Origin of the sequence: Flammeovirga pacifica (genome assembly GCF_000807855.2) — a bacterium.
GTDB classification, from domain to species: domain Bacteria; phylum Bacteroidota; class Bacteroidia; order Cytophagales; family Flammeovirgaceae; genus Flammeovirga; species Flammeovirga pacifica.
Genome location: NZ_JRYR02000002.1, coordinates 1,600,184 through 1,615,044, shown reverse-complemented (window position 1 = coordinate 1,615,044; position 14,861 = coordinate 1,600,184). Strand labels below are relative to the sequence as shown.

4 protein-coding genes are annotated in these 14,861 nt (G+C 33.1%); 2 read left to right on the top strand and 2 right to left on the bottom strand.

Translation table 11 applies throughout. The features are described 5' to 3' along the window. The first annotated feature begins 43 nt into the window (after positions 1-43). Complete coding sequence (locus NH26_RS24615) at positions 44-1,726, top strand: tetratricopeptide repeat protein (protein ID WP_052431728.1); 1,683 nt, start codon at positions 44-46, stop codon at positions 1,724-1,726. A gap of 237 nt (positions 1,727-1,963) precedes the next feature. Here NH26_RS24615 and NH26_RS24610 read toward each other — a convergent pair whose 3' ends face one another. After that, positions 1,964-3,358: a sulfatase-like hydrolase/transferase gene (locus NH26_RS24610; RefSeq protein WP_242427371.1), complete on the bottom strand. Its 1,395-nt coding sequence runs from the start codon at positions 3,356-3,358 to the stop codon at positions 1,964-1,966. Positions 3,359-3,884: 526 nt separating this feature from the next. On the opposite strand from NH26_RS24610, the gene NH26_RS24605 reads away from it, so the two are divergent. Next, positions 3,885-7,844, top strand: a complete 3,960-nt coding sequence (locus NH26_RS24605) for a hybrid sensor histidine kinase/response regulator transcription factor (protein ID WP_044217397.1) — start codon at positions 3,885-3,887, stop codon at positions 7,842-7,844. Positions 7,845-8,269: 425 nt separating this feature from the next. Here the strand turns inward: NH26_RS24605 and NH26_RS24600 are convergent, their stop codons facing one another. After that, positions 8,270-14,137 (bottom strand): Ig-like domain-containing protein, encoded by a 5,868-nt coding sequence (locus NH26_RS24600; RefSeq protein WP_084812381.1) that lies wholly within the window; start codon positions 14,135-14,137, stop codon positions 8,270-8,272. Between the last annotated feature and the right edge of the window lie 724 nt (positions 14,138-14,861).

Here is a 14,861-nt window from a genome sequence, read left to right as displayed (position 1 = left end):
TTTCAATTACTTAATATTTACAATTATTGAATTTCACTAAATTATGACTAGACAAATATTAATACTCAGTTTAGGATTTTTCTTCACTTTAAATTTTGTTTTTTCTGCAAACACACCTCAGATTAACAAAAATTTATCTGAAAAAAGTGAAAAAACGAAAAAAATAAAGGATAAAAAAACTACAATTAGCACTCAAGATCTTTATAAAGATGCTGAAGCATTGAAATTTATTTTTCCTGATAGTGCTATCTCCTTGTATCAGTATTCTATTTCAGAGTCTATAAAAAGTAAAGACAGTTTACAATGGATTACTTCTCTTACTGGCTTGTCTTATTTATATGCACATAATGGAGAGTTTGGTAATGCTTATGATGGATATTGGGATGCACTCGGTATAGCAGAAGAATTCAACGATGACTTATCAAGAGTACATATTTATAATGGATTAGGTTGGCTTTATAGTTTTTATGAGCGTACCGAACTTTCTTATGATTACTTTAATAAAGCCATCAATATATTAGATATCAATAAAGAATTACCAAGATACATTTTGATAGATAATTATTTTGCCATTGCTACAACTGCTCGAAAAGAGGGTGAATATGATATGGCAAGAACTTATTTGGATAGTTGCAGGCTCTTAAAAAAACAAATACCTGAGCTTCGTGACGATGACAATCATGCTTTTATTAATGCTGAATACGGATACATTCTCTATGAAGAAGAAGAATATGATGAGGCCTTAAAAGCATTGCTCCCTTTAAACGATTTTTTTATAAATAAGCAACATAGTTATTTAGTGATTTATCATTATTTCTTGGGGAACATCTACAAAAAGCTTAATAATTATAAGAAAAGTGAGAAGTATTACGAAAGTGCCATTTTTGCGGGTGTCAAACATAAATCTCATTCTGATAGACTCCCCAACATATATGAGGCATATGCATTTGTACTTAAGAAAAATAATAAACTAAATGAAGCTTACCGTAATTTGAAAATTTCTAAAGATTTAAATGAAAAACAGTACGGTAGTCGACAAATAAGTAATAAAAAGTTTCTTGAAATTAAGGATCAGTTCAGAAAAAAGCAGCAACAACAAAAGGAGCAGCTTCAGAGACAAGAATTAGAAAGACTTAAACAAGAAAGTAAAATCAACTACTTAAGAAATATCATTTTCTATGTCACTATAGGAGGTTTAGTACTAGTTGTTTTCTTTGTCTATAGAAACTTAAGAAATAAATTTAAGGCGAAACAAATGATATTTTTAGAAACTCAACGCCTTGAAGAAGAAAAAATTCAGGAAGTATTAGAGATTAAGAATAAAGAACTTACTTCATCGGTACTTCAAATTATTCAACACGAAGAGACTTTAGCTGAAATCAAAAAAGAGTTGATGGAACAGAAGAAAAAACCTGATGCAAATCAATTGGGTAAATTGGCAAAGAAAATCAACTTAAATACAAATAATAACTGGAAAGAATTTGAAGCACGCTTTGTAGAAGTGAATAAAAACTTCTATCAAGAATTAAATGAAAGATTCCCTAATCTAACACAAGGTGATCAAAAGATTTGTGCACTGATCAAATTAAACTTTGATAGTAAAGGAATGTCCAAATTATTAGGTATTTCGACCGAGTCTGTCCATACAACAAGATACAGGTTAAGAAAAAAGTTAGGACTTTCAAGACAAGACAACTTAGAAGAGTTTATCTGTTTAATTGGTTAAGCTGTAGCATTCAATAATTGTAAAATAAGGCTATTTCAACTTAAATTGAGATAGCCTTATTTTTGATATTGTTTAATCACAGTTCCATTTTATAAGTAAAGATATGTTTACCTATTTTTTATAAATTGTTTTATAAATTAAATACATAAATATTTAAATAACAGTTAATTAGAATTGTTTTATCAATATATTATTTACAATTGTTTACCTCGTTGTTTACCTTGTTAGCTTAATTTATTAATGAATTTCTGTCTTTTTATAGGTATCTATTCTTTCCATTGCTGCACCTTCATATTTTCTCTGTAATTGCCATCTTGGTCTAGACAACGTTAACTCCCAATCAAATAGCATTTTATAAAATTCTTTTATTTTTTCAGGATATTGATAAGCTAAGTTATGTACTTCAGAAATATCTTCAGATAAATCATACAGTTCTGCTGGACGGTTTGGGAACCGTAAAAATTTCCATTGACCGTGTCGAATTGCACCTCTATTTTCTTTTTTCCAATAAAGTGTTTGGTGAGGATTACCATTTTGACTTGCTGAAAAATATGGCAATAGATTAACGCCATCAGTATCAAGTAATTTATTAATATCACCCCCTCCAATTGCATAACACGTAGGTAAAATATCTAAAGTACTTATAACGTGATGATAATTTGATATTTCAATTTGCTTGATTTGGTCAGGTATACTAAAAATAAACGGTACTCGAATTCCACCTTCATAATGATTGGCTTTTGTCCCACTTAAAGGAGAATTATCAGAAGCATTTGCATCCGTTGGTCCTCCGTTGTCATTTGTATATATGATTATAGTATTCTTATCCAGACCTTTTTCTTTCAGAGATTGAATGATTTTATCACAAGCTTTATCCATAGTTAAAGTCATTGCTGCAAGTTGTTGACGCTTTCCAGATAAATGTGGAAATTCTTTCAAATCTTCCTCTTTTGCATGCATTGGTGTATGCACAGCATTGAATGATAAAAATAAAAAGAAAGGTGATGTTTTATTATCTTCTAAAAATTGGATTGTTTCCTCTGCAAATACATCCGTTAGATAGCCTTCTGGCTCCTCAAAATTTTTATAACCTCTTTCCATAAAATCTTCTTGACGATGATTCAGAGTATCCTCTGAAAAAGGCCAATAACTTCTAGCCCCTCCCCTAAAACCATAAAAGAAATCAAAACCTCTTTTTGTTGGATGAAACTTATCATTATTTCCCATGTGCCATTTACCAATAAGACCTGTTGAGTAACCTAACTCCTTCATATAATCTCCTATAGTTTTTTGATCTAATGGCAACCCCATATCATCATCTTTCAATTCATAATTTTGCATATATCCAGGTACATTATTTTCCTCAAAACCAAATCGTTGCTGATATTTACCTGTCAATAATGCAGCTCGGGATGGACCACATACCGCACCTGCCACATAAGCTTGAGTACATTGAATACTTTCCTTAGCTAATCGATCTAAAGCTGGAGTTTTCATTTCTTTTGAACCCTGAAATCCAAAATCCGCATAACCCGCATCATCTGATAAAATAACAATAATGTTAGGTTGGTTTTGTGCGAAAACACACGGATAATTAATAACTAAGAGTGAAACAAGTAATAAATATCTCATTTTATACATTTTAAATTAAAGTATCTATTTATACATCTATCTTTTAGATCTATTGAAAAGAAAAAGGAAGTTCACATGATAAACTTCCTTTCTATGAATTTTACTTAAAAATTATTTATTATAACCTTGTGAAAAAGAAGGGCAGTTATCTATTGCCCTACGTGGAATTATAATTTTTTTCAAAAAGTGAAATGTAAATGTTATAACATCTCTTTTTGTATTTATCCAATTCAACAGAATGAAAGGAAATCCATTGTAGTCAGTCCACTTATTCCTATTTCAATATTCTGTATTTCAAAAAGACAAAAATGATTATTGATACCATAAAAATTTTGTCTTTAAATAGTGAAAATCTATCTATTTCGTACAATGCACAATGTTAGAAAGTCTTTTTTTTACTTTTCAATGTTTTATAAGTTAAATTGGTAACAACAATTATTTTTTTTCTTCTATTATTTTTTTCTACTTATTTATTTTGATTAACAACAACTTACTCCAGTATTTAAAATCAGCATTATTATTAGTCATGTGTTTTTTTGTACCTCAGTTATCTTGGGCACAAACTGCTATTTTTGATAATATCAATATTGCTGATGGGTTATCCGACAATTTTGTGATTAGTATGGATATCGACTCTACCGGAAATATTTGGCTAGGTACTAGAAACGGTGTCAATAAATTTGATGGGTATCAGTTCGAACATTTCAAACCTCACTTGAACAAGGAAAATACACTTTTAGGTAATACGGTTACTGCCATTAATACCGATCAAAAGGGTGATGTCTGGTTATTAACTAATAATGGAGGAATCAATCATTACAGCCCTAAAGAAAATAAGTTCAATATCCATACTACTCCAGAGTTAATTCAAAACCTAGACATTCGTTCCGGAGAAATTTTCACTACAAGTGACAGTATTGTATGGATTAGAAATACTTGGTCTGTTCGTACTTTTGACCTTAAAACAAATAAAGTCTGCATATTTCCTATCAAAGAAAACTACAAACTACTTCAAACACAAAAAAATAAAATAATCCTTTGTGGTGCTTTTGGTATCATGGAATTAAAGTATTCCAACGATCAAATTGAAAGTAAATCTCTTTATTCTAAAAAAAGCATCTACAGTATTGTCGAATTTGATGATCATTTTATTGGACTAGACGAAACAAATATTCTTGAATTTGACCATCATTTTAAACGTATTAAAACTTTAGGTGCAATAAATAAATATGTTATAGAACCCGTTGAAATTACAGCTTTTGTAATAAGTGATACTGATGCTTGGATTGGTACATTATACAACCTTAATCATTATAAAAAAGAAAACGGTAAATATGTATATAAAGGGAGTTATTTAGATAAAAATTCTATTTCAAAAGTACAGTTTGATAAAGAAGGTAACCTATGGGCATCTACTGTACAAAGCGGGTTATTCCTCTACAATAAAAATAAAAATAATTTTAAGCATCACCTATTAGGCCACCCCTCTTTTGGTAAGAGTAATATACTTCAAGCCAATAATGTAAGTGCTATTTGTAAAACAAAAGATCAGCTTTGGATTGGTACTTTTGGCAATGGTATCTTTATAAAAGATAAAAATAATAAGTACCAACAAATCCGTCACTACGTTGATAAATGGGGTCTTCAGCAAGACTTAATGGAGGTCAGAGATATTTACCAAGATTCTAAAAATAATATATGGGTAGGTACAGCTAACTTTTTGGCTAAATTCGATCCTAAAACTAAGAAGGTAAAAACCTTACAACATTTTTATGAATGGGATTGGCCTTATGCTACCTATACAATTAAAGAAGTAAATCAAGGAACTCTAATTCTTACAGGATCTGATAAAATTGCTCTTTTAGACTTAGAGAGTTATCGTTTAAAATTTCTTCCTCAACATATTAATGGTATCTACCTATGGAGTGTATTTAGGGACATTTCTATAGATGATGAAGGCAATTTATGGTTCATACAAAACAACAGAGGATTATTAAAAGTAGATAAAAACCTAAATAAATATTCATTATTTGATCGGGAAAATTCTGGGTTTTCTGATGATAGAATTGCTTCTTTTTTCATCGATGGAGATTCTATCTTTTTAGCTACAAATAGCGGTTTAGATATCTTTAGTATCAAAAAAAGTAAAATAGTGGGTCATTTTGATGAAGAAGATGGCTTATCCAATAATGTAGTTAACGCTATACAGAAAGATAAAGATAACAACCTTTGGTTATGCACAGGAAAGGGTATCAATTGTTTGTCTTTAGCTACCGGAAAAATAACAAAACATCTTACCAACACTTTATTTCTCACCGATGCTTACCACTTTGATGATGATGGGAGCATGTACTTTGGTAGTTATGATAAGGTAATTGAATTTAATCCTGATCAGATTCAAATAGAAGAAAATATTGCTCAGCCAACCATTGCTTCTTTGTACTTATTTAACGAGCAAATCTTTGCCAATAAACTAGTACATGATCGTATATTATTGGATAGTAATTACCTGAATCAGGAAGAGATAAAGTTTAATTATGATGAGAACTCATTATCATTTAGTTTTAATGCCTATCCTTTCAATTATCCGAGAAATGATATCTATCGATATAAACTCGAAGGATTGCATGATGATTGGTTTTATACAGACGTAAATCACCCAATTGCTCATTATGCGTCAATTCTACCTGGTGAATATACCTTCTTAGTTCAAATTCAATATCAAGATGGAAATTGGAGTCCATCTGCAGAATTGCCCATTACTATTGCTCCTCCTTATTGGCAAACCACTTGGTTTACTTTATTAATTATTTGTGGTATCGTTATCATTAGTGCATTTATTGTACAATTAAGATTGGCCTCTCTTAGGGAACAAAAAGCAAAATTGAGTGCACTTGTAGATGAACAAACCAAAGAATTACTTCAACAAAACCAACAAATAAAAGATATTTCAGAAAAATTACATCAATCTGACCAAGCTAAATTACAGTTCTTTACCAATATATCGCATGAGTTTAGAACTCCTTTAACTCTTATACAAGGGTATTTAGATACTATCAATAAAAGAGGGCTTGAAGAATCAAAAGCGGTAATACAACGAAATGTTCACCGGTTATTAGATATGGTCGATCAACTTATTAATATAAGAAAACTAGACAACGGACAGATGAAATTACATGTGAAGAGTGTCAGTTTAAATAGTTTTATTGAACAAAGTATTTTACCATTTCAAGTACTAGCCAAACAAAAAAATATCAATATTAATTTTCAGGCGGCAAAAGAGGTCCAATATGTTTGGATTGATAAAGATAAGCTGGAAAAAATACTTTTCAACCTTATTTCTAACGCAATAAAATACACGCCAAAAGATGGAAGTATTTATATCAGAACCAAAACCTCCTCAGAACGAGTATACATCGCTATTGAAGATAATGGCATTGGTATGACGGAAGAAGATAAAAAATTGATTTTTGACCGTTTCTACAGAAATAATGTCAATACCGCTGAAGGTCATGGCATTGGTTTATCTTTTGTAAAAGGTTTAGTCAATTTACTTAAAGGTGAAATTGATGTTCAAAGTGATGAAGGACAAGGGAGCACATTTACCGTCTCTTTCTTATTAGGTAAAGAACACTTTAATGTAGATGATTTTTCTGATACTACACATTCCTCAAATTTACAACCTCTTATTGCTGATAAAGTGATCAAAAAGGTGGATAAAAACTTTGGCTACAAAATTCTATTAGTAGAAGATAATATAGAATTAATGAATTACTTGATCGATCTTCTACAATCAAATTATGAATTAAAAACAGCTACCAATGGTAGGGAAGCTTTAGATATTTTAGAAGATGATTTTACGCCTGATGTCATCATTTCTGATATCATGATGCCGATTATGGATGGAGTTACTTTTACTACAACTATTAAAGATAATATCAAAACTTCTCATATTCCTGTCATTTTATTATCTGCAAAAAATGACATTGAAACAAAGATCAAAGGTTTTGAATTAGGGATTGACGACTACATTGTCAAGCCTTTTGATAGTACTTTATTCCTTTCTCGAGTAATTGCTTTAATACAAAATAGAGAACGTTTTAAAGAAGCTATTTTATCCTTTAATCCTCAAGAAGAAATTGTTCAGCAAAGTTTGAATAAAAAGGATAAAGAATTCTGGGATCAGATCAACAATGTTATCGAAGAACACTACTCTGAATACGAATTTAATGCTGAGAAATTAGCTAATTATATGTTGATGAGTCGCTCTGCTTTTTATAAAAAGTTTAAGGAACTAACTGGACTGAATGCTGCAGAACATATTAAAAAAGTTCGTTTACATAAGGCTGAAGAAATGGTACGTGCAGGTGAAACAAATCTTGAAAAATTAAGTATGAGTGTGGGATATAAAAGTCCATCGAGACTGAAGACCAATTACATATCACATTTTGGAGTTTCGCCTATAAGCACCAAAAAGAAAGATTAATTATTCTATTCTGAAATAAAATAAACCCCTTCATTATTCTGATCATCGATGGTTTACATCAAAGTATCAGGTGGTGAAGGGGTTGTCATTTTCTACTATAAGTAGTTCGTCGTATTTGTTAGTCAACATTAAAGTAAGAATTGCCTACATACCTTCGGCGTTTCTTTTATCAAATAAGTAGTTATACTGCCCAACCAAAAGCTATTGGGATATATATCTTTGAATGATATACAATGATACAGACTAATCGTTCTCCAAGGATTAAAAAGTGTCTTTTGTTTTTACAAAACTGTCCAAACTACAGTATCCACCTCTATATTAATACTTTAAAGGTGAAATAATTTGATTTAGATAGGCCTAAAAACCAAAAAAGCCCCCGATTTCTCGAGAGCTTTTATTCTTACTTATCGAACTGTTATCATCAATTATTTAATAACAATCTTGATTTTATGATCTGCTGTATTCCCTTTAATATTCAAGAAATAAACTCCTGAAGGAATGCCAGAAACACTTAGTTCATAAATACCATTCACTCTATCATTTTCAGAAAGTAATTGCTTTCCTTCCAAAGTATATAATGAGATTGAATAGTTATCATTTATCAAACCTTTGATATAAAGAACATCTGAAGCTGGCATAGGATATACCGTTGGTGCTACATTTGCCAAGTCTTCTACATTTGTAGGATCTTCTTCATTTACAGCTTCTACTGTAACATCAATAGTTGCAGTAAAATTACCCACTTCTGAAGTGACTGTAATTGTTGCTACTCCTTCGCTAACAGCGGTAATTAGACCTTCAGCACTAATAGAAACCACATTTTCATTTGATGATGACCATGTGAAATCTACATTCGAAGCATCAATTGGAGTAATTGAAGCAGACAATTGTAACGTCTCTCCTTCTTTTAGAGTTACATTACCATTTTCGATAGAAATACCCGTTGTAGGTATATTAACCATCACCTCAAAACTATCTGACAATAGTCCATCTGAAGTTTCTGCTTTCACTGTTACCGTACCTGATGCCACTGCACATAAGTTACCATTCGCATCAATTGTTGCTACTGTTTCGTCTGATGTAGACCAAACTGTTGTTACCGCACAATGATTTTCAGGACCAACTGTTGCCGTTAACTGTACACAATTTTCTATATCTAATACTGTCAACTCATTATCAATCGTGATTGATGTTGCTGCAACACAAGTTACATCTTCTGTTACTGTGATTTGAGCCACTGCTGTAAATGATCCATCGTTAGTAGTTACTGTTATTGTAGCATCACCTGCTCCAATCGCTTTTACTAAACCATTTGCATCTACTGTAGCAACACTTGCATTATCTGTCATCCAAGAAACTGTTTTATCAGTTGCATCTATTGGTGCAATAGTACTTGATAGCTGAACCGTTTGACCTGTTGTCAAGTTTTCTGCATTTGAATTAAGTGTTACTCCCGTCACTTTTACCTCTTGAGGAGTTGTATTTTCGATTGGAGTCAATACAAACTTATCAAGATTCCATTGCCATGCTTCTGCACTAGACGCAAGTAATCTAACGGTATGAGTACCACTTAATGTAACAGTATGAGCAGATTTTAACTCCTCATAGTTATCCCATCCTCCAGTTGGAGTAACAGCATCTTTACCTACAGAAGCACCATCTAATATAAACTCTATCTCAGCACCTGTTTCGGTAGGAGTAGAAATCCAATAAGTGATTTCATAGTCGCCGTTACCGGTAACCGTGTACTCTGCCCAATCACCATTATTTACCCAGTTAATACCTGTTCCAGGATTTGCAGCAACCCCTTTACCAGGACCGCCCCAAGCCGCGTCATCAACTTCACCACCTGTAGCTTCAAGATCTTCTGCTTCAACAACAATTTCTGTTGCTGGCTCATAAGTATTACCTGATACTGTTACAGATGATATTGCCGTTTTCTCTTGATCTACTGTTGTAGCTGTAATTGTAGCACTACCTTCAGCAACTGCCGTTACTAAACCATTTGCATCTACAGTGGCTACACTTTCATTGTCAGAAGACCATGTTACATTTAAGTTATCTGCATTTGCAGGTAAAACCATTGCTGATAAAATACTCTTTTGATTTATATCTAAAGCAATCGAAGAAGGATCTATTGAAACGCTACTAACATATATAGGTACTCTTTCAATAGCTGTAATCTCAATTGTTTCACTTTGATCACCCGTTTGTACAGTCATGGTTACAGTACCAATACCAACACCTGTTACTTTACCGTTAGAGTCTACTGTGGCAATATTTGTATTACTTGATGACCAACTTGCTACTTCCTTACATGCTTGAGCAGGTAATTGAGAAGCTGATAATTGTATCGTTCTTCCTACCATTACAGTTGTCTCCCCTGCCACAATTTCTACACTTGTAATAGTACCGTCACATTCAGGAATTTCACCAGTGTAAGCCATATCAAAATAATCTAAATTAAATTGCCAAGGCGATGTACCTGAACCCATTACACCAATTTTAACGACCCCTTGAGGTAATGTTACTAGTTGATCTAATTTTACTGGTGCAAAAGTATCCCAATTTCCAGAAGGTACTTTTTTGCTTCCAACACTTACTGTATTCACAAACATCTCAACAACTCCATCTTCTACTTCTGTACCTGCTGCAAATGTCACTTCATAATCACCTGCTTGAGGAACGTAAACTTCATACTCTACAAAGTCACCTTGTTGGATGTTGTTTATTGCTTTTCCTTTTGAAGCATCAGCGTTATAAATACCAATATCTGCTACAGGTCCTCCTTGTAGTGTGAAGGTTTCTGCTTCCACTCTTAAAGTAGTACCTACGGTCACAGCACTTGTTGCTGTAATCAATGGACTTGTAGATGAAGTAGCAGTTAATGTAATCATTCCTTGATTGGTTGTTGCAGTAATTTTTCCATTGGCATCAATAGAAGCATTATCACCATCAAATGACCAATCAATACTTCTCTCTGTTGTCCATTCTGGAACAAAAATCGGCATTATTTGGTACGTTCCATTAGGGAATATAGTAATATCTGTAGGGATAATAATTTCTGTTGGCTCTACCACCACTTGTCCTTTTACCTCTATAGATACTTCTTGATACAACCCTCCATCAGCTAATGTTCCTCTAATTACGGTTGTACCCACTGCAACACCGGTGACTACACCTTCTGCATTTACAGTAGCGATAGCTTCGTTTGAAGATGTCCAGTGAATGGTCTTATCAAAAGCATTATCAGGTAACACCTCTGCAATTACAGGAAGTGTTTCTCCAACCTCTACTTCTCTTAACCAATCTTCGAAAGTAATACTTTCTGGACGAATTCTATCTAAGATGTTAATTGGTGAACTACATTCAGTAATAACATCACCGCCATCTAAAGCAGTTACTTTTAAAGTATAATCGCCTATTGCTGGTACTTCTAATAAATTAACCTCAACAGATAGTTGTTCTTTCCCTTTTACATCTGCTTGAGTAGTACCAGAACCTAATACTGTTGCACCTGATAACAACTCTACTTTTACTTCTCTATTTCCTAGTAAGTTAACAGATACATCAAAAGTATATTGAGTATTACCTGTTACTTCTTGAGGTAATGCTTCACAGTAAATTACTTCATCACCAACAATACCTACTTTTACCTCAATAGAAGATGTTTGACCATCTACTGTTGCTGTAATTGTAGCTGTTCCGCCTATAACTAAACCTTGAACTTTACCTGTAACAGGATCAACAGATACTACCTCTGCGTCTGAACTAGACCACACAACTTCTTGATCTGTTGCATCTTCTGGTAAGATAGACACTGATAGAGGAGTTGTTACATAAAAATCAACATCTATAGCACTACCTTGATCTAAAGTAACACTTGCTACTGCTGTGTTTGCAAACGCAATAGCATTAACTACATGAGTAGCAGTAATACCACCATCTGCTGAAGTAGCAGTGATTGTTGCACTTCCTGAAGAAGCTACAGCTGTAACTACCCCAAACTCATCTACCGTTGCCACACCATCATTACTCGATGACCATGTTAAAGCTTTATTTGTTGCATTTTCTGGTGTAAATGAAGCGGTTAAAGCCGCCAGTTTACCTTGCATTAACTCTAAAGTACCATCAATTGATAAAGCAGTTAAAGCTACAGAAGATACACCACTACGACCTGGTGCTTTAGAGAAATCAAATACTTGAATTTGAGTAGTTGCCCAATCAGAAGGAGCATTTGATTTACATTCGATCGTGTTGTTGGCTTGTAATAAACCTGCTGGAATATCTAATTCTAATACCCCTAACCATTGGTTTCTTAAGTCGTTATCCGTTCCTCTCCAATTGCCATCATGAGCAATCACAGTACCATTCAATTTCACTTCGATAGAAGACATATGTGCTTTAAAGAAAGCGCCAGAAACTCTAAGAGTAGCTTCATAATCACCTGTTGGTACAACTACATTATTTACTTGCGTAGACATTTGTGTACCTGTTGTATGAATTAACTCACTACCAAATGGATGGTTACCTGAACCAATTTTCTCTCCCATAAACTTCTTCTCTTCAAGAGTTTCACTTAAGTTCACTGGGTTCGCAAAGGTATACTCTAAAATCATCGTAGCATCGTTCGAAAGAGTTACAGCACCTGGTGCTGTTTTAACTTCCATCACATCCAATGCCGGCTGACCTGAAGTACCTTTGTTCATATCAAGATATAAATTCTTGATCATCACATTTTGAATAGGATTAGAAAACTCCTCGTACATCGCAAGGTTGATTGTTTTCTCGTTATCTTCTAAGTTGTTTAAGATTAAGAATAACTTGTTTCCATCCACATATGCATTCACTTGTACATCTGGATTAGACGCTTTAGTTTCGATTCTTGTTCCTTTTACATTACTCCATAATTCGAAGAACTTAATGTATTCAGACCATACCCAGTTACCACTTTCATCTGGATGCATCATTGCATATGGGTAACGTAAGTTTTTATCTGCAATATCACCCCAAACCGCTTTTACAGGAGTAAAAGGCATTGACTTTGTGATATAATCCGGACGTTCTAAGAACTGCATAAACATTGAGTTGAATGGCTTGATGTTTTCCCAATCCATTCTTTTTTGATCGTATGCCCCTGGAGTATTACTTTCATTGTATCTACCATTAACAGCTCCAAATTCAGAAATGATCATTTCTTTTCTGTCCCCTGTTTTATAAAGGTCATACCATTCAATAATATCTAACATTGCTTCTGTATGACCACCTGCTCTTGTTGCTGAAGGAGCATCATTAGCGTTAAGTGACCAACCTGGCCAATCATAAATATGTACAGAATAGAAATCCATGTTTTCACCACAAGCGTCAATAAAGCCTTGCCACATAATATCCCATTGATACCAAGGATCATCTCTATAATCGTTTGCTTTCGAATCCATCATGTTATGGTAAATGGCCACACCATCACCTTCTAACCACTGATCTAAATAATTCTCATTATAACGAGAAATACCATCTCTTAAGTGAAAATCATGAAGACCCCAAGTCATACCACCTACTTTTGGTCTGTTAGGATTATTTACTCCAAACCTTTCTCTAATGCCTTGAGCTACCAAATTATGGTATTCCCAAATTTTTTCTTGTGATGTACACATCATGTGTCCTGTCATCATTGGCATATCAGGCTCGTTAATTACTTCCCAATAATAAGGTAATGGCTCCCCTGCCTCACCATTGCTTTTACGGAAGAAGTAATCTAAATAATTCACTACCCATTCTGCAGAAACATCTACATCATAAGGTTGCCATCCTGTCCATGTGTTACCATCACCATTCCAACTTAATGTTGGGTAAGTAGGGTGAGGGTTGGTACCCATGATCATTTCTTTAGACCTTTTTTCGTATTGATGCGTATTAAAGTCTTTATCATACTCCCCTTTTAACCAATTCCCTAATGATTTCATATGATCAAGAGAAGGTCTATTAGGTCTGTTGGGATCTTCTTCAGTTGCCGAGAACTTCCAAGTAGCCGAACCATTGTCACGCCCAAAATAAGTATCAAGATCATTCAATAGGTAATCTAACTTGTCTTCCTCTCCTTCCCAGTCTGTTTCATAAGAAGTACCATGAATAGTCATGTAGTCTTCTCTATTAAATTCTGAAGCTCCATTTACGGAGTGTTTAAAATTGACGTTGACATCAACATCAACATCCTGAGCTTGAGATATAAGCGTACAGGATACTAACAAAAAAATTGCAAGAATTCTTTTGTGAAGCATAGTAAAATAGTTCATCTTTTAAATAGTAATAATTAACATTTCATTAATCTCACTCTGATATATGCGATCCAGTAGAAAAAATAATCATTGAGAGTGAGTTGTGTACAGTTGTGTAATGAGGCTAGCTCATTTTCTTGTTGGTTTACCTAAAAAATTCTTTTTTAGAATCTGCCATAAGTTCATCTATTTCATAGTATAATCAGTAGATATTGTTTGAAAGGACGGTCCTCCTTATTCATCGTTGTGTTAAATAACACTTGTAGCTTTTGGGTTCCGTCAAACATAAGTTACAGAGCTACAAGTGTATTTAATACATTATCAATTTTCTAAATAATACTTAGGGGTTCAAAGATTCCAACTAGACAAAAACTGAATACTGAAAAAAGACACTTGTTCAAAGAGTAAATAAATCTGAACATCAAAAAATTTTATCAACATTAGACTAGACAGAAAAATAAAAAATAGCCTTAACAGTTCATATTTAAGGTTTTTTATATAATGTTCATTGTACAAGTGTTTTATCACAAAATGACTAAACTACTTCACTTTATCTATTTAAATATCATGAAATAATTTACTTAATCGTACTTATCATAACTCATAGCATAAGTATCTAAGTACAAATTTCAAGGATTTTGATACAGATTTAAGATAAGTGCATTCATAAAAAATATCCCATACAGATTAATGGTATCCATATGGGGTTAGAGTTTATATTATAACAGTGTATTTTGACGAA